General features: G+C 64.7%; 11 protein-coding genes. 4 read left to right on the top strand and 7 right to left on the bottom strand.

What is annotated here, in order from left to right:
• Window positions 1-42 precede the first annotated feature (42 nt).
• Complete coding sequence (locus LPA34_RS00905) at window positions 43-795, bottom strand: class I SAM-dependent methyltransferase (RefSeq protein ID WP_228973931.1); 753 nt, start codon at window positions 793-795, stop codon at window positions 43-45.
• Window positions 796-976: 181 nt separating this feature from the next.
• Between LPA34_RS00905 and LPA34_RS00900 the strand changes: the two genes are divergently transcribed.
• A complete protein-coding gene (locus LPA34_RS00900) occupies window positions 977-1,792 on the top strand; it encodes a helix-turn-helix transcriptional regulator (protein ID WP_228974176.1) in 816 nt (271 codons plus the stop codon).
• Window positions 1,793-1,952: 160 nt separating this feature from the next.
• Entirely contained in the window at window positions 1,953-3,359 is a 1,407-nt protein-coding gene (gene argH, locus LPA34_RS00895) for an argininosuccinate lyase (RefSeq protein WP_228973929.1), read from the top strand.
• A gap of 482 nt (window positions 3,360-3,841) precedes the next feature.
• Here the strand turns inward: argH and LPA34_RS00890 are convergent, their stop codons facing one another.
• From LPA34_RS00890 to apbC, 5 genes are all read right to left on the bottom strand, one after another.
• Window positions 3,842-4,558 carry a lysozyme inhibitor LprI family protein gene (locus tag LPA34_RS00890; RefSeq protein WP_228973926.1) on the bottom strand — a complete coding sequence of 239 codons (717 nt, stop codon included), beginning with the start codon at window positions 4,556-4,558 and terminating at the stop codon, window positions 3,842-3,844.
• Window positions 4,555-6,843 carry an arginine/lysine/ornithine decarboxylase gene (locus LPA34_RS00885; protein WP_228973924.1) on the bottom strand — a complete coding sequence of 763 codons (2,289 nt, stop codon included), beginning with the start codon at window positions 6,841-6,843 and terminating at the stop codon, window positions 4,555-4,557. Before LPA34_RS00885 ends, LPA34_RS00890 begins: the two co-directional genes overlap by 4 nt.
• Before the next feature lie 83 nt (window positions 6,844-6,926).
• Window positions 6,927-7,496, bottom strand: a complete 570-nt coding sequence (gene dcd / locus LPA34_RS00880) for a dCTP deaminase (RefSeq protein WP_228973922.1) — start codon at window positions 7,494-7,496, stop codon at window positions 6,927-6,929.
• Window positions 7,497-7,687: 191 nt separating this feature from the next.
• Entirely contained in the window at window positions 7,688-8,221 is a 534-nt protein-coding gene (locus LPA34_RS00875) for a superoxide dismutase family protein (RefSeq protein WP_228973920.1), read from the bottom strand.
• 161 nt (window positions 8,222-8,382) lie between these two features.
• The gene (apbC, locus tag LPA34_RS00870; protein ID WP_228973918.1) at window positions 8,383-9,471 is read right to left on the bottom strand and encodes an iron-sulfur cluster carrier protein ApbC; all 1,089 of its coding nucleotides are present in this window, start codon (window positions 9,469-9,471) and stop codon (window positions 8,383-8,385) included.
• Between the two features lie 275 nt (window positions 9,472-9,746).
• On the opposite strand from apbC, the gene LPA34_RS00865 reads away from it, so the two are divergent.
• Entirely contained in the window at window positions 9,747-10,406 is a 660-nt protein-coding gene (locus LPA34_RS00865) for an OmpA family protein (protein WP_228973916.1), read from the top strand.
• A gap of 410 nt (window positions 10,407-10,816) precedes the next feature.
• The gene (gene metG, locus LPA34_RS00860; RefSeq protein WP_228973914.1) at window positions 10,817-12,976 is read left to right on the top strand and encodes a methionine--tRNA ligase; all 2,160 of its coding nucleotides are present in this window, start codon (window positions 10,817-10,819) and stop codon (window positions 12,974-12,976) included.
• A 91-nt stretch (window positions 12,977-13,067) separates the two neighbouring features.
• On the opposite strand, the gene LPA34_RS00855 is transcribed toward metG, so the two are convergent.
• Window positions 13,068-17,369, bottom strand: a complete 4,302-nt coding sequence (locus tag LPA34_RS00855) for a translocation/assembly module TamB domain-containing protein (RefSeq protein ID WP_228973912.1) — start codon at window positions 17,367-17,369, stop codon at window positions 13,068-13,070.
• Window positions 17,370-17,371: the final 2 nt, after the last annotated feature.

Genomic DNA, 17,371 nt, shown 5'->3' with positions numbered 1-17,371 from the left:
GCGCCCTTTTCCCCGCACGCCGTCAAGTGTCGAAGCGCCGCTTCAGTGCGCCTCGATCATCAGCGCATCGAGTTCGAACGAGCCGTCCGCCTGCACGTTGAAATACGCCCGCACCTCGTCGGGCGCACTCGCCCAGACCGACTGGATCGCGACGATGCGCGGTTCGGGCGTGCGCATCCGCTTGACCCACGCGTCGAATCCGATCGGCAGGCGCCAGCGCTCGCGAATCGACACCTTGAAGCCCGCGGCGTCGAACAGCGCGATCCATTCGTCGCCGCGATAGTCGCGGATATGCGAGCCGTCGCGCAACAGTTCGACCGTCTGGATGTGCGTGTCGAGCAACGGATGATCGCTACCCGCGATATCGACGAACAGCACGCGGCCGCCCGGTTTCAGCACGCGACGCACTTCTTTCAGCGCCTGCGGCACGTCATGCCAGTGGTGCGCGCTCATGCGGCTGATGACCCAGTCGAACGAGGCGTCGGCGAACGGCAGCGTTTCGGCCGCGCCCTGCTGCGTGCGGATCGTGTCGAGCCCGCGTTCGCGCGCGGCTGCGGCGACAGTCTCCAGCATCTGCGGGGCGATGTCGTACGCGACAACCGACTTCGCGTGCGGCGCCACCGCGAAGCTCGCGTGACCGGCGCCGCAGCCCATGTCGAGCACCGTCGCGCCGGGCGTCGCCTGAATGGCGGCGGCCAGCGTCTGCAGATCGGCGCCCGTCGCGTGAACGTGACTCGTCAGGTAAGCGGCGGCGGTCGAGCCGAACGCGTCGGCGACCTGGTCGTGATGCTTCATGGAATGCTCCTCTGCCCGGATAAATGCGGGTCGCCTCGGGTTGATCGTGGGTGGAACGGCACGCCCTTCATGTATGCCAGTTCGAAAAGCGCCGTTCCAGCCGCTACAATAGAGCCCGCTCTGTACCAGTACAAGTTAAGCAATTATTCTGGTATCACCACCACCCGCTTCCAACGACATGATGAACCGGCCGTCTTCCCCCGAGCTTGCACCGCCTCCGCTCGACGCCACGCCTGCGCGCGCGCTCGGCGACTTCATCCGCGCGCATCGCGAACGGCTGTCGCCGCAGGCCGTCGGCTTGCCGCCGGGGCCCCGGCGGCGCACGCCCGGCCTGCGGCGCGAGGAAGTCGCGCAACTGTGCGGCGTGAGCCCGACCTGGTACACGTGGATCGAACAGGGCCGTCCCGTGTCGGCCTCCGCCGATGCGCTCGCGCGCATTGCCGTCGCGCTGCAGCTTTCGCGCGCCGAGCGGGCGTATCTGTTCGAGCTCGCCGCGCAACGCGACCCCGCCGAGCCCGACCCGGCCGCCGCCGACGCACCCGCGCGCCTGCTCGAAACCGTCCAGCTGATCGACGCGCCCGCTTACGTGCTCGACCGGCAGTGGAACGCGCTCGCATGGAACGCGCGGGCGGCCGACCTCTTCGTCGGCTGGCTCGACGACGGGCACGACCGCAACCTGCTGCGCTTCACGTTCACCGAGCCCGGCGCGCGCGATCTGATCGCCGACTGGGAACCGCGCGCGAGGCGGCTCGCCGCCGAATTTCGCGCGGATTCGATCCGCCACCTGAACGAAGCGCCGACGCGCACGCTGATCGATTCGCTGAGCGCGGCGAGCGATGCGTTCGCGCGCTTCTGGGCGTCTCAGGACGTGGGTGGCCGCGAGGGCGGACGGCGGGAATTCAACCACCCGCGCCACGGCCGCATCGTCTACGACCAGATGACGTTCAAGCCCGCGCATCGCGAGGATCTGAAGCTCGTCGTACTCGTGCGGATGTAGATCGTCTGGCGGGACGACCTGCTACCGCCAGCAGGTGCGCGGGCCCGGGTCGGGATGGAACGTCGCCGGATGCTAAAATCGCTGTCCCGATGAAATCTTTTCTACCGGCGACGTTGGTACAGGTCGCCCGCCTTTCACCGTCTCTCCACTGCCAAACATCATGACGTCCCAACTGCACAAAAAAGGCGAAGCCTGGTCGGCACGCTTCTCGGAGCCGATGTCGGAACTCGTCAAACGCTATACGTCGTCGGTTTTCTTCGACAAACGTCTGGCGCTGGTCGATATCGAAGGTTCGCTCGCGCACGCCTCGATGCTGGCCGCGCAGAAGATCATCGCCGACGACGACCTCGCCGCCATCCAGCGCGGCATGGCGCAGATCAAGGGCGAAATCGGGCGTGGCGAGTTCGAGTGGCAACTCGACCTGGAAGACGTCCACCTGAACATCGAAGCGCGCCTGACGGCGCTGATCGGCGACGCGGGCAAGCGCCTGCACACCGGCCGCTCGCGTAACGACCAGGTCGCGACCGATATCCGTCTGTGGCTGCGCGGTGAAATCGACCGCATCGGCGGATTGCTGAAGGATCTGCGCGGCGCACTGATCGATCTGGCTGAACAGAACGCCGCGACGATCATGCCGGGTTTCACGCATCTGCAGGTGGCGCAGCCGGTGACGTTTGGGCATCACCTGCTCGCTTACGTCGAAATGTTTTCGCGCGACGCCGAGCGCATGCGCGATTGCCGTACGCGCGTGAACCGTCTGCCGCTGGGCGCGGCCGCGCTCGCCGGCACGAGCTATCCGATCGACCGTCATGCTGTCGCGAAGACGCTGGGCTTCGACGGGATCTGCGCGAATTCACTCGATGCGGTTTCGGATCGCGACTTCGCGATTGAATTCACAGCCGCTTCGGCGTTGGTGATGACGCATGTGTCGCGGTTCTCCGAAGAGCTCGTTTTGTGGATGAGCCCGCGGGTCGGGTTTATCGATCTGGCGGATCGCTTCTGCACCGGCTCGTCGATCATGCCGCAGAAAAAGAATCCCGATGTGCCTGAGCTTGCGCGCGGCAAGACCGGGCGTGTGAATGGGCATTTGATGGCCTTGCTCACGCTGATGAAAGGCCAGCCGCTCGCGTATAACAAGGACAATCAGGAAGACAAGGAGCCGTTGTTCGATACCGTCGATACGGTGGCGGATACGTTGCGGATTTTTGCTGAAATGGTTACCGGGATTACCGTGAAGCCTGCGGCTATGCGGGATGCGGCGCTTCAAGGGTTTTCTACTGCTACCGATCTGGCTGATTATCTTGTGAAGCGTGGGTTGCCGTTTCGGGATGCTCATGAAGCTGTCGCGCTTGCGGTTCGCGTTTGTGTCGATCGTGAGTGTGATCTGGCGGATCTTTCGCTCGATGAGATGCGGAGTGAATTGCCGAATGTCGCTCACCTCATCGGTGAGGATGTTTTTGAATACCTCACGCTGGAAGGCTCCGTCGCGAGCCGGAATCATCCTGGCGGGACCTCGCCTGAGCAGGTTTTGAGCGCTGTGAAGGTGGCTCGCGGGGCGTTGAGTTAGGTCTTTCTGGTTTTCTATTTCTTTGATTCTGGGCGGGTTCTTTTTTCCAGGGCCCGCTCTTTTCTTTGGCCTTTCCTTGTGTTCGTGTCGGTCTATTGGTGTTGCCCCTGTGCGGGGCGGCACTTACTTTTCTTTGTCCCCCAAGGGGACTTCCTTCGGGGCGTCTTCCAAAGAAAAGTAAGCAAAAGAAAGGCGCTTCGAAAACTCATTTCTTCCCGGTGCGTCATTCATCGGGAATGGCAACCCATGAAGTGTCGCCCTCACACTTCAACCGGCATGGGTCCCCGCGCGATTTCGTCCCTCGCGCAGCAGCGCCCGTGACACAGCACTCATTCACCCGCCTCCGCACTTCGTGCGTCGCCGTCGTTCACACAGCCGGGCGGGCGGGCAAGCGTAATGTCCACGGCCGCCTCCCCTCAGTTCATCGCGTTCGCGTTCGGAGGGCACCGGCAATGTTTGCCTGCGCCCGCAGGCCCTGCGCCTCAGTCGTTGCCCACCGTCTCCGATAACCGCTTGAGCGTCGCCACCCGCGCGCCAATGATGTCGATCTGGCCACGCGCATCAACCAGCGGCGTGGTCGCATCGCGAAAACCCCGCCACGCACGCTCCGCGCGAATCAGTGTCGGCCGTGCACGCGAAGGCATCTCCCTGCGCAGCCGCAGGTAGTAACGGTTCAGATCCCCGTCCGCATGCGCGCAGTCGGCATCGCGCCAACACGCGCGCACGCGCGGCGCCGGTTTGTTGCCGCCACCCGCTGTGCCCGCGTTCGCGGCCGCGGTTCGAAGCGTCAGCGCGCGGTCACGTACCGGCTGCAGTTGCATGTCGGCCTCGAACAGCACGTACATGGTGCCGCGCGTCGTTTCGAAAACCGCCCTCAGCATCGGTGCCTCGGCGGCACGCCACGCCTTCCAGTTTCGCTGGCTACGCTCCCAGCCGCTGCGCTGCGATCCCTTCGTCTTTGCCAGCAGCTGCTGATACGCGAGATCGGACGCGGACTGCCACGCCGCCCGCGCCGTTTCCATGCATTGCACCTGTCCCGCCGTCGACGACATGTCGCCACGCGCAAGGCACGTGTGCATCGACGCATCGATCGGATCAGCCGCCGCGACTTCGGCATGCGCCACGCCGGTCTGCACGGCGAGTGCCACGACGGCCGCACACCATCCCGCACGCACCGCCGTCTTCAGACGCCCCTTCATCCGGCCCGCACGCAATCGACAAAGTACTCGATGCGCCCGTTGATCGTCTCGCCCACCAGCCCGTGAATGTCAGTGTGGAAACCCGGGAAGCGCTCGTTGAATTCACGCGCAAACCGCAAGTAGTTGACGATCGTCTTGTTGAAGCGCTCGCCCGGAATCAGCAGCGGAATGCCCGGCGGATACGGCGTCAGCAAAATCGAGGTCACACGGCCCTCGAGTTCGTCGATCGGTACCCGGTCGATCTCGCGATGCGCCAGCTTCGCAAACGCATCGGACGGCTTCATCGCCGGTTCCATGCTCGACAGGTACATCTCGGTCGTCAGCCGCGCGATGTCGTTCGCGCGGTAGACGCTGTGGATCTGCTCGCACAGATCGCGCAGGCCGATGCGCTCGTACATCGGGTGATGCGAGACGAACTCCGGCAGCACGCGCCACAGCGGCTGGTTGTTGTCGTAGTCGTCCTTGAACTGCTGGAGCTCGGTGACCATCGAGTTCCAGCGGCCCTTCGTGATGCCGATCGTGAACATGATGAAGAACGAATACAGCCCGGTCTTCTCGACGATGATGCCGTGCTCGGCCAGATATTTCGTCACGATGCCGGCCGGAATGCCGGATTCGCCGAAATCGCCGTCCATGTCGAGACCCGGCGTGACGATCGTCGCCTTGATCGGGTCGAGCATGTTGAAGCCTTCGGCGAGCGGGCCGAAGCCGTGCCAGCGGTCGTTCGGGCGCAGCATCCAGTCCTCGCGCGAGCCGATGCCCTCGTCCGCGAACTGGTCGGGGCCCCACACCTTGAAGAACCAGTCGTCGCCGTACTCGGCGTCGACCTTGCTCATCGCACGGCGGAAATCGAGCGCCTCGGCGATCGATTCCTCGACGAGCGCGGTACCGCCCGGCGCTTCCATCATCGCCGCCGCCACGTCGCACGACGCGATGATCGCGTATTGCGGGCTCGTCGACGTATGCATCAGATACGCCTCGTTGAAACGGTGCCGGTCGAAGCGACTGTTTTTCGAGTCCTGCACGACGATCTGCGAAGCCTGCGAAATGCCGGCCAGCAGCTTGTGCGTGGAGTGCGTCGCGAACACCATCGCGCCGATGCGCGGACGGCCCGCGCCGATCGCGTGCATGTCCTGATAGAACGGGTGAAACTCGGCGTGCGGCAGCCATGCTTCGTCGAAGTGCAGCGTGTCGAGCCAGTCGCCCAGCATTTCCTTGATCATCTCGACGTTGTAGATCACGCCGTCGTACGTGCTCTGCGTGATGGTCAGGATGCGCGGCTTGAGGTCCGGATTCTTCTCCAGTGCTTCGCGTGCGAACGGATTCGCCTCGATCTTCCTGCGGATGTTTTCCGGCTCGAATTCGCTGCGCGGAATCGGGCCGATGATGCCGAAGTTGTTGCGCGTCGGCGTCAGGAACACCGGAATCGCGCCGGTCATCGTGATCGCGTGCAGGATCGACTTGTGGCAGTTGCGGTCGACCAGCACGATGTCGCCAGGCGCGACCGTACCGTGCCAGACGATCTTGTTCGAGGTCGACGTACCGTTCGTCACGAAAAACACGTGATCGGCGCTGAAAATGCGCGCCGCGTTACGCTCGGACGCCGCGACCGGACCGGTGTGATCGAGCAGCTGGCCGAGCTCGTCGACGGCATTGCAGACGTCCGCGCGCAGCATGTTCTCGCCGAAGAACTGGTGGAACATCTGGCCAAGCGGGCTCTTCAGGAACGCGACGCCGCCCGAGTGGCCCGGGCAGTGCCACGAGTACGAACCTTCTTCCGCGTACTGCACCAGTTCCTTGAAGAACGGCGGCGCGAGCGAGTCCAGATACACCTTGGTCTCGCGGATGATGTGGCGTGCGACGAATTCCGGCGTGTCCTCGAACATGTGGATGAAACCATGCAGTTCGCGCAGGATGTCGTTCGGCAAATGGCGCGAGGTGCGCGTTTCGCCGTACAGGAAAATCGGAATATCCGCGTTGCGGCGGCGCACTTCGGCCACGAACGCGCGCAGCGCGACAATCGCGGCGGCCAGCTCGGGCGTCTCGCCTTCGACCACGACGTTGTCGACATACGGCAGCAGTTCATCGTCGTCGATCGACAGGATGAAGCACGACGCACGGCTCGATTGCTGCGCGAACGAAGTCAGGTCGCCATAGCTCGTGAGCCCGAGCACTTCCGCGCCTTCTTTCTCGATGGCTTCGGCGAGCGCCCGGATGCCGGAACCCGAAATGTTCTCGGAGCGGAAATCTTCGTCGATGATGACGACGGGAAAACGAAACTTCATGGGCGATTCTCCAAAAAGAACGACCGCTGCTTCTGTTGCGCAGCGGTCACCCGAGTAGCCGGTGAGTCAATGCGCCTCGCGCGTCACGTTTTAGGCAACGTCACGCCGTGCTGGCCTTGATACTTGCCGCCGCGATCCGCGTACGACGTTTCACAAATCTCGTCGCTTTCGAAAAACAGCACCTGCGCGACGCCTTCGTTCGCGTAGATTTTGGCAGGCAAAGGTGTCGTATTTGAGAATTCGAGCGTGACGTGCCCTTCCCACTCCGGCTCGAACGGCGTCACGTTGACGATGATCCCGCAGCGCGCGTACGTGGACTTGCCGAGACAGACGGTCAGGACGCTACGCGGAATGCGGAAATACTCGACGGTGCGCGCGAGCGCGAACGAATTCGGCGGAATGATACAGACGTCGCCCCTGAAGTCGACGAACGATTTTTCGTCGAAGTTCTTCGGGTCGACAATCGTCGAATTGATGTTCGTGAAGATCTTGAATTCGTTGGCGCAGCGGATATCGTAGCCGTAGCTCGACGTGCCATAGCTGACGATCTTCCGGCCGTCCTCGGAGACGCGGACCTGGTCGGGCGCAAACGGCTCGATCATGTTGTGCGACGCGGCCATGCGCCGGATCCACTTGTCGGATTTGATGGTCATAGTTGAACGCTGCCTGACGGATAAAAGCCGGATAGAAGCCCGACGTAAGCAAGTGAGCCAGATACGCGGCCGGGCCGCGGGCCGGATCCGGGGCCGGCCGGCAGGCGGTGACCCACGCGCTGCCCGGCTGGCGCCCGACGAAAGGCGCTTATTTTACGCGATCGAACGAAAGTTGCCGGTAGCGGGGAATTTCACTGCCGGATCAGTCCGCACGCGAGCGGAACGCCCGCGCCATGCTGCGGATACGCGTACGGATCGCTCGCGTCGCGATGCAGCAGCACCGAACGCTGCACGACTGAACGCACGCCGTCGAGCGAGACCTCCGGCGCCACGATAAAGCCGCTCGCCACGCCGTTCGAATCCGCGTGAATGTTGCCGAGGTCGCCCTCGACACGCGCGCCCGCCTTGAGCCGCTCCGCACCCGGCGAGAAAATCGCGCCGGCGCTGGACCCGTCGGAGGCGTTGCAGTCGCCGCGCTCGTGGATCTGCAGCGCGTGATCGCTGTTCGGCGGCAGACCCGCCAGGTTGTATGTGACCTGCACGCCGTCCGAGCGCTCGATGAACGTCACGGTGCCGCGGGCCAGATTGCCGGCTGTGGGCAGCAACTGCGCGTCGGCGCGCTTTTCCTGTGGTCTCAGGAATGAAGTGCAGCCGCACAGAAGCAGGCTGCTGGCAGTCAGAACGATGAACGCATGCACCGCCTGTCCGTCGATTCGTTGTCTCATGCGATCCTCTTGTCAGCCGGCGAGCGCCCCTGCGCCCGCCCTGCCCGACCTCGAAGCCGACATGATACCGCGCCGGCCTCGCGCATTGACGCATGTGACATACCTGCCGGATAGCCAGCACGGGCAGATGCACGGACCCGCACACGTCGGGCGCGAACCCCTCAGGTGTTCTGCACGACGATATTGGGGAATTTAGACGTCATGTCGCGCGCGCGCTCGGCGATATGGATCGCGACCTTGCGCGCGATCGAGCGGTAGATATCGGCGATACGGCCATCCGGATCGGCCACCACCGTCGGGTGCCCGGAGTCGGCCTGCTCGCGGATCGCGATATCGAGCGGCAGGCTGCCGAGCACGTCGACACCGTACTCCTTACCCATGCGCTCGCCGCCGCCGGCGCCGAAGATATGCTCTTCATGACCGCAGTTCGAACAGATATGCATGCCCATGTTCTCGACGATGCCGAGAATCGGAATGCCCACTTTTTCGAACATCTTGAGGCCCTTCTTCGCGTCGAGGAGCGCGATGTCCTGCGGCGTCGTGACGATCACCGCGCCCGTCACCGGCACGCGTTGCGACAGCGTCAGCTGGATATCGCCCGTGCCCGGCGGCATGTCGACAATCAGATAGTCGAGATCCTGCCAGTTCGTCTGCCGCAACAACTGTTCGAGCGCCGACGTCGCCATCGGGCCGCGCCACACCATCGGATTGTCCTGGTCGACCAGAAAGCCGATCGAGTTGGCCTGCACGCCGTGACCGGTCAGCGGATTCATCGACTGGCCATCCGGCGATTCCGGCCGGCCCTCGATGCCCAGCATCATCGGCAGCGACGGGCCATAGATGTCGGCGTCCAGAATGCCGACCGAGGCGCCATCACTCGCGAGCGCGAGCGCGAGATTCACGGCCGTCGTGCTCTTGCCGACGCCGCCCTTGCCCGATGCCACGGCGACGATGTTCTTCACGTTCGGCAGCAGCTTGACGCCGCGTTGCACGGTATGCGCGGCGATTTGCTGCGACACCCGCACGCGGACGTTCGCGACGCCCGGCACCTCGCGCAGCGCGCCGGCGACCAGCGCCTCGATCGCCGCGAACTGACGCGTGGCCGGATAGCCGAGTACCACGTCGACGCTGACCGTTGCATCATCGACGGAAACGTTCTTGAGGTTCTTTGCCGCCGCGAACGGGTGGCCGGTGTTAGGGTCAGCGACAGCCGCGAGTGCAGCGTCGACCAAAGCCCGATCGATACTCATTGAAACTCCGGGAACACAGGTGGCACGCTCGGATCGAATCGTCGCCGGCCACAGGAAATTGAAAGAAATTGTTGCACAGGATTGCGAAAAACAGGCTCCCCGGGCACGCTTCGGCGACTATTAGCTGAAGGGCCAAATCGCCGTGCGATCAGCCATCATTGTAGTGGCTGGCGCGTGGCCTTGCCTGATACCCCTTTTCCGCTGTCGGTACGGACAGTCTGTCCGGTATCCTGCCTGAGTCGTCGACAACCGGTTTTTTGAAGAGAGGAACAAAAATGAACACGAAAATCATCAGCCATCTTACGGTGTTTGCAGTTGCTGGCGTGCTGCTCGCGGGCTGCGCGTCCCAGCAGGGTACTAACACGGCCGTCGGTACGGGCGTGGGTGCGGCAACGGGCGCGGGTCTTGGCGCGATCTTCGGCGGCGGCAAGGGTGCGGCGATCGGCGCGGGCGTCGGCGCCGCGGTCGGCGGCATCACCGGCTACAACTGGCAGGCAATTCACAACAAGCTGTCGGGCGCCACGAAGGGCACCGGCACGCAGATCACCGAGCAGCCGGACGGCTCGCTCAAGCTGAACATCCCGAGCTCGGTCACGTTCGACACCAACAGCTACGCGATCAAGCCTTCGTTCGCGCCGGTGCTGGACCAGGTCGCCCAGACGCTCAGCCAAAGCCCGGAAGTGATCGCGCAGGTGGTCGGCCATACGGATAGCACGGGCCAGGCAGCGTACAACCAGACGCTGTCGGTGAACCGCGCGCAGAGCGTGGTGAACTATCTGGCAACGCACGGCGTCGCGGCGCAGCGCCTGTCGGCGCAGGGCATGGGCGCGACGCAGCCGGTCGCGGACAACAGCACGGAAGCGGGCCGCGCCCAGAACCGTCGCGTCGAAATCTATCTGCGTGCAACGGCCCAGCCGGGTCAGGCACCGAAGTAACCCCATCTACGCAAGGGGAATGGCGGGCCACCCGGCCTGCCGGAACGGCCGGCCAGCGGATAAAAGCGGCGAATCGAAAAAAATTCGAACTCTGCTGAAAATCCACTGTCTGTCTTTACGGTACGTGGCTGGCGATGCCGCCGCGTCACCATTCTCCTCTTGTCGTTGTTGCTCCGGGGCTCAGCCCCGGTTTTTTTTTGGGCGCCCGGTTTTCGGCAACACGCCTGAACCGAACGTTGCGAAGGCGCCGCGAGACCCACGCTTCCTCCCTGTGCTGTCCGTCACCCGAATTCATCCGCGTGTCTGCCAGAGCGCATTCACCCGTTCCCAGGCCATCCGGCGAGCGCCGCGCCGGCAGGTCTGCCCTGCTAGAATCGAAGTTTCGTCCTTCCGCAAGTCCCAGAATCCCTATGTCAGCACCCGCTACCGATCTCACCGCAGGCACGCCGCCGGGCCGTCGCCAGATTCTCGTCACGTCCGCGCTTCCGTACGCGAACGGACAGATTCACATTGGCCACCTGGTCGAATACATCCAGACGGACATCTGGGTCCGCTCGATGCGCATGCACGGGCACGAGATCTACTACGTGGGCGCCGACGATACGCACGGCACGCCGGTCATGCTGCGCGCGGAAAAGGAAGGCATCACGCCGAAGCAGTTGATCGACCGGGTCTGGCAGGAACACAAACGCGATTTCGACAGCTTCGGCATTTCCTTCGACAACTACTATTCGACCGATTCCGAAGAGAATCGCGTCCTGAGCGAATCGGTCTACGTCGCGCTGCGCGAGGCCGGCCTGATCGAGGCGCGCGACATCGAACAGGCATATGACCCGGTCAGGGAAATGTTCCTGCCGGACCGCTTCATCAAGGGCGAGTGCCCGAAATGCGGCGCGAAAGACCAGTACGGCGACAGCTGCGAAGTGTGCGGTTCGACCTATTTGCCGACGGATCTGGTCAACCCGTACTCGGTCGTCTCGGGCGCCACGCCGGTCCGCAAGACGTCGACGCACTATTTCTTCCGCCTGTCGGACCCGCGCTGCGAGAACTTCCTGCGCGGCTGGGTGGGCGGTCTGGCGCAGCCGGAAGCCACCAACAAGATGCGTGAGTGGCTCGGCGATTCGGGCGAGGCGAAGCTCGCCGACTGGGACATTTCGCGCGACGCGCCCTACTTCGGCTTCGAGATTCCGGGCGCGCCCGGCAAGTATTTCTACGTGTGGCTCGACGCGCCGGTCGGCTATTACGCGAGCTTCAGGAATCTCGCCGAAAAGCGCGGCATCGATTTCGACGCGTGGACGCGCAAGGGGTCGACGGCCGAGCAGTATCACTTCATCGGCAAGGACATCCTCTATTTCCACACGCTGTTCTGGCCGGCGATGCTCGAATTCTCGGGGCATCGCACGCCGACCAACGTGTTCGCGCACGGCTTCCTGACGGTGGATGGCGCGAAGATGTCGAAGTCGCGCGGCACGTTCATCACCGCGCAAAGCGTGATCGACACCGGCCTGAATCCGGAGTGGCTGCGTTACTACTTCGCGGCCAAGCTCAACAGCACGATGGAAGACCTCGATCTGAACCTCGACGACTTCCAGGCACGCGTGAACAGCGACCTCGTCGGCAAGTACGTGAATATCGCGAGCCGCGCGGCGGGCTTCCTGATCAAGCGCTTCGACGGCCGCATCCAGGACAGCGCGATGCATCATCCGCTACTCGCGACGTTGCGCGCCGCCATCCCGCAGATCGCGGCGAACTACGAGGCACGCGAGTACAACCGCGCGCTGCGCCAGACGATGGAACTCGCCGACGCCGTCAACAGCTACGTCGACACGGCCAAACCGTGGGACCAGGCCAAAGACCCGGCGAACGCGGTCGCGCTGCATGAAACCTGTTCGGTGAGCATCGAGGCGTTCCGGCTGCTTTCGCTCGCGCTCAAGCCGGTTCTGCCGAAGCTTGCCGAAGGCGTCGAAGCGTTCCTCGGCATCGAGCCGCTCAAGTGGTCGGATGCCTCGGTGCCGCTCAGCCCGGCGCGCGCGATCAACGCATACAGGCATCTGATGACGCGCGTCGATCCGAAGCAGATCGAGGCGCTACTCGAGGCGAATCGCGACTCGCTGCAAGCCACGGAATCCGGCACGCCGACCGCGGATGAAAAGGCCAAAGCCAAAGCGAAGGCAAAGGCCGCGGCGTCGAACGGCAACTCGGAGAACAAGGCTGACGCGGAAGAATCGCCGTTCATCTCGATCGACGATTTCGCGAAAATCGATCTGCGGATTGCGAAGATCGTCGACTGCCGCGCGGTCGACGGATCGGACAAGCTGCTGCAACTGACACTCGACGTCGGCGAAGAGAAAACCCGCAACGTGTTTTCGGGGATCAAGTCGGCGTATCAGCCGGAGCAGCTCGTCGGCAAGCTGACCGTGATGGTCGCCAATCTCGCGCCGCGCAAGATGAAGTTCGGTCTGTCGGAAGGCATGGTGCTCGCGGCATCGGCGGCTGACGAGAAAGCCGAACCGGGCATCTACGTGCTCGAACCGGGCAGCGGTGCAAAGCCCGGCATGCGCGTGAAATAACCAGCGAGGTAACCCGCATTGAAGGCGTGCCGGCGCGGCGCCTTCGGCTCATCAAAAAGCACGTCCGCGGACGTGCTTTTTGATTTTCCGCTCACCAGTTGACCCGGTCGAAGCGCCGCGTGTAGAAGAGTTCGACGCCCTCGAACGTGCCGCCGTACGCGGCAACCGACCAGTAGCGTGTCAGGTTCACGGTCGCCTTGATCGCGTTGCTCGCGGTCTGCAATCCCTGTTCGTAGCCGATCACGAGCCATTCGTTGATCGCCTTCGACACCATCACCACTTCGGGGTCCGTCAGGCCGACATCGCTGCGCCCGATCGAGAACTCGTCGAGCCCGAGCGTGTTGGCGATCTTCTTGCCGCTCGCGCTGCCAAGCAGCGCGAGCGCGGTCGTCATCGTGCTCTGCTGCCCGAGGTTGTTGCCCTGATCGGTGCCATGACCGAACAGCAGCCACGAGAGCTTTTCATTATCCGCCACGTTCGGCTCGGACACGAGTTTCACGACCGGCGACTGGATCGTGCCGGTCACCTGCACACCCGCCTCGACCTGCTGGTTGCGGCGCATCGCGAGAATGTTGATGCCCGGATTCGCCACCGGCCCGTTGAACGTGAAGAAGCCGTTTTCAATGCCGAGCTTGCGGCCGAACGTGGTGTAGGTCGATCCTTCGGTGACGCGCACGTTGCCCACCGCGCGCAGCGGCAGGTTCGGCGCGCTCATCGCGGTAATCGTGCCGCGCAGGCCCAGATCGGCGCCCTGCCCGCGGAAACGGAAACTGTTGCCAAGGTTGATGTCGATGTTCGCGCGCGGCGCGAACGGCCCGATGGGCTTGTCGCTGCCCTCCACCGTCGGCTGCTTCTCGCCGCGCACCGTGCCATCCGGACGCACGATCACCACATCGTCACCGAGCTTCGGCGCCGACTGTTCCGGCAGGTCGAAGAGCGCGTGGTCGACGTTGAACTTGCCGTCGATCGCAAGCCCGCCGAGCGGCCCGGCGCTCGCGACGCTCGCATTGCCCGACAGTGACAGTTCACGATCCGGCGAGGCAAACAGTTCGAGCTTGTCGGCGACGATGCTCGCCTTGACGTCCGGGTCCGGGCCGCCGAGCTTGACCTGACCGGTGGCGCGCAGCGTGCCGCTTGCGCCGTGAAACTCGACCTGCTGAAAGTCGACGAGATTGTCGGACAGCGCAATGCGGATCGTGCCGTCCTTCAGCTGCACGCCCTGGTCGACGAGCGTGGCCGAGAGCCCGTCGCCGATCAGCGAGCCCGACAGGTTCGGCTTCGCGGCGGTGCCGGCGAGCGCGAGCTTCAGTGCGAGATGTCCGTCGAGCAGATAGCTCGGGCCGAACAGGCCGCCAGTCGTTTTCAGCGACGGTACGTTCGCGACCACGTTGCCCGTCAGCGGCGCTTCTTCACCGACCGTCAGCATGCCGTCCTGCATGACGAGTGTCGTGTGGGCGTCGGCGTCGATCACGCCAAGCCGGTTCGCCTGCGCATGCACGGTCGCGTTCAGACGGTTGCCGCCGCTGAAATCGGCGCGCGCCGCAATGTCCGTAATGCCGAGCGATGCCAGACCGCGCCCGACCTCGACTGTGATATCGCCCGTGCGACGCTTCAGCTGGATGTGGCCCGTGGCCGTCTCGCCGAGCGAAAAGTCCCAGTCGCCGTCGAAGACCAGATCGGTTTTGACAACCGGCGCCGTGCCGGTCATTTCCTGCCGCAGTTCCTGCAACCGCGGCACCGAGATGTTGGTGATCGCGCCTGCCGAGCGGATCCGGCCGTGATCGAAGGCAAAGGATTTCAGATCGAGCACCGCGGTCTCGAGCGTCAGATGCGTCGAACCCAGCGTCACGCGGCTCGGGGCGACGCTCACCGTCAGCGGTGATTCGAGATTGAGCGACGGCGTGCCGCGGTTCTGCAGACGCGTCACCGTGCCGTCCCAGTGCGTGCCGTCGCGCGCGTCCGTCAGATGGCCGCTGGCGGCAAGGGTCAGGTCTACCGAACGCTCCCGGACCTTGCCGGTCGCTTCGGCGTCGAGCGTATGGTTCGCACGCGTGCCGCGCAGATGCGCGTTGAGGGTCGCCAGTTCGACACCTTCGGTCGAAAGGTTGCGCGCGTCCGTCGTGAAGACGAGCGCGCCGTTCGCGCCGTCGCGCAACTCGGCGTGGCCTTCCGCGTGGCCGAGCCGGTTCGCGCCGAACGCCACGTTGTCGGCCTTGTAGTTCAGCACGACGTCCGGATGGGCGAACGAACCGGTGACGTCGCCGTCCGCCGCGACAAAGCCCGCGATGCCAAAACCGAGCCGCTCCAGTTGCGGCGCGTCGACCCGGAACCGCAGACGGTCGCCGCGCGCGCCGAAACTGCCCTGCAGATCGACGTCGTTACCCGCGATCGAGAGGCTCGCCTTGCTCGGCAGGATGCGCGAGCCGGCGAGCTGGATCGTACCGTTGCCTGTCAGCGGCAGGTCGTCATAGACGCTCGGACCAAGCCGGAATTCGGCCTTCGTGGTGAACGTCGGGCCCAGCACGCCGGCCGCCGTGATCGCACCGTTGACGCGCGCCTCGATCCGGCGTTTCGCGGGCGCAGGATGTTTTGCGACGGGTTTCTGGGGGGCGGTGGCGCTCGCCGCCGAAGCAGTGGTGGCGTTGGTGCCCCTCGCTGGCTTCCCGCCCTTTGCAGCTGAAGCTGAAGCCGAAGCCGGGGCCCGGGCCGGCATCCGGGAAGTCAGCAGCAGAGGATCGAAGTCGGTCAGCGTCGCCTTCAGGTTGTAGGTGGAATTCGCGTCGTGCTTGATGGCGCCGCCCAGATCGATGCGGCCCTTGCCGGCGGTCAGCCTGACGTCGCTCAGGCTCATGCGCGCCGGATCGAACGTCACCTTGCCCTGCGCACGAAGCGCCGCCTTCGGATCGGTGAGATCGAGCGTGATGCTCTGGATGTCGTCGTTCAGGCGGATGCCGACCGGCCCGGACAACTGCGTCGGCATGACACTCGCTTCGATCGCATTCAGATCGAGACCCGAGACGTGCAGGTCGAACTGGCCGTGCTTGCCGGCGAGCGCGCCGCCGCCGGTGACCATCGCGTTTTTCACGAGCCGCACGTTCAGGTTCGAGATGCGCTGCGTGTGGGCGTCGAGTCGCACGTCGGCGCGGGCGTCGATGAGGGGCAGCAGTTTCTGGTCGATACCGCCGGGCTTCGCATTGACAATCGAGATCGACCCCGCGACCGCGAAACCAGGCTTTTCCGCAGCCTGCGCGGCGCCGCTCGCGGCCTCGTCGGGTGCGGAAGCTGGCGGAGTCCCGCTCGTTACGCTCACCGCGCTTGCCGGACGACCCGCGACGCCCGCGCCCGGCACACCCGCGCTGCTGGCCGCGCGTACCGACGAAGCAGCCTCAGGCGCAAACACCATCGTCGAGCCGTCGCCGGCCTCGACCGGCTGCAACTCGGCGCGCACCGCCAGGTCGGCGAACGGCGCGCCCGGCGCAAACGCCTGCGGATTCACGTGATCGAACGTCAGCGTCGCGCGCTGGACCGGCACGGCGGCAAACGGCGTCGCCTCGACGTGCGCGTGGCCCGAAAGCTTCATGCCGCTGGCGTCGAGCTCGGCGACGAGCGTCTCCAGCGATCCCGTCAGATGGCCGCCGACCTGCACCGCTTCGTCGTTGACCTTGCCGGAATAACCGGCCTCGCCCGTCAGCGCAAACGGCTTGACGCCATCCAGCTTCACCGACGCCGTCACCGCGCCGAACGGCGTATCGAGGCGGTCGATCGCGGCTTCGTGGTGGCGGCCGTCGCTGCGCCCGTGAAACACGAAACGCGAGAATTCGGTCGTCGATCCGCCCTGTCGCAGCAGCAGTCCGTCCACCCGCAGATCGCGCACATCGAGTTGCAACGGCAGGCGCAGATCCTGCGGCAGCGTCAACGGGCCCGAGCTGGACGTCGAAGGGGCGACACGCGCTTCGATCGTGCCGATGTGCAGATAGTCGATCGAAAAGCGCCACGGCTTGTCGGTCAGCGCCCAGCGACCGTCGATGCGGTCGATCCTGATATCGGTGCCGCTGCCGTCGAGGCTGCGCCATTGCAACCGATGCAGCCGCAAACCGGTGGCGACCGTGCCGCCGTCGAGCGTGCCGGTGAGCCGGCCGTCCAGCATCCTGACCGCCAGGTGCCAGGCGTATGCCGTGCCGCGCTCGGTCGTGAGCGTGCCGTACAGTAGCCCTGCGACCAGCGCGACGAGTACCACCGGCACCGTGGCCGCCCACACGAGCGTAATCCACAGCCGGCGACGCCGGCGCGGACGCACGGGCGGCGGCGCGGCTCCATCGGGGCCGCCGGGGCCGCCAGGCGTGGTGTCGCCGGGCTGGTCGGGTGGCGGGTTGGCGGGCGTATCCGTCGTCATGA

The sequence above is a fragment of the Paraburkholderia gardini genome (genome assembly GCF_907164575.1).
GTDB classification, from domain to species: domain Bacteria; phylum Pseudomonadota; class Gammaproteobacteria; order Burkholderiales; family Burkholderiaceae; genus Paraburkholderia; species Paraburkholderia gardini.
The sequence above is the reverse complement of the archived record's forward strand: the minus strand, read 5'-3'. Positions and strand labels throughout refer to the sequence as shown.

What these genes read in the sequence shown, in the direction of transcription:
- LPA34_RS00890 (WP_228973926.1), bottom strand. Translation starts at nt 4,558, where the DNA reads ATGAAGGGGCGTCTGAAGACGGCGGTGCGTGCGGGATGGTGTGCGGCC.
- LPA34_RS00865 (WP_228973916.1), top strand. Translation starts at nt 9,747, where the DNA reads ATGAACACGAAAATCATCAGCCATCTTACGGTGTTTGCAGTTGCTGGC.
- LPA34_RS00900 (WP_228974176.1), top strand. Translation starts at nt 977, where the DNA reads ATGAACCGGCCGTCTTCCCCCGAGCTTGCACCGCCTCCGCTCGACGCC.
- LPA34_RS00885 (WP_228973924.1), bottom strand. Translation starts at nt 6,843, where the DNA reads ATGAAGTTTCGTTTTCCCGTCGTCATCATCGACGAAGATTTCCGCTCC.
- apbC (WP_228973918.1), bottom strand. Translation starts at nt 9,471, where the DNA reads ATGAGTATCGATCGGGCTTTGGTCGACGCTGCACTCGCGGCTGTCGCT.
- LPA34_RS00855 (WP_228973912.1), bottom strand. Translation starts at nt 17,369, where the DNA reads ATGACGACGGATACGCCCGCCAACCCGCCACCCGACCAGCCCGGCGAC.
- dcd (WP_228973922.1), bottom strand. Translation starts at nt 7,496, where the DNA reads ATGACCATCAAATCCGACAAGTGGATCCGGCGCATGGCCGCGTCGCAC.
- LPA34_RS00905 (WP_228973931.1), bottom strand. Translation starts at nt 795, where the DNA reads ATGAAGCATCACGACCAGGTCGCCGACGCGTTCGGCTCGACCGCCGCC.
- metG (WP_228973914.1), top strand. Translation starts at nt 10,817, where the DNA reads ATGTCAGCACCCGCTACCGATCTCACCGCAGGCACGCCGCCGGGCCGT.
- LPA34_RS00875 (WP_228973920.1), bottom strand. Translation starts at nt 8,221, where the DNA reads ATGAGACAACGAATCGACGGACAGGCGGTGCATGCGTTCATCGTTCTG.
- argH (WP_228973929.1), top strand. Translation starts at nt 1,953, where the DNA reads ATGACGTCCCAACTGCACAAAAAAGGCGAAGCCTGGTCGGCACGCTTC.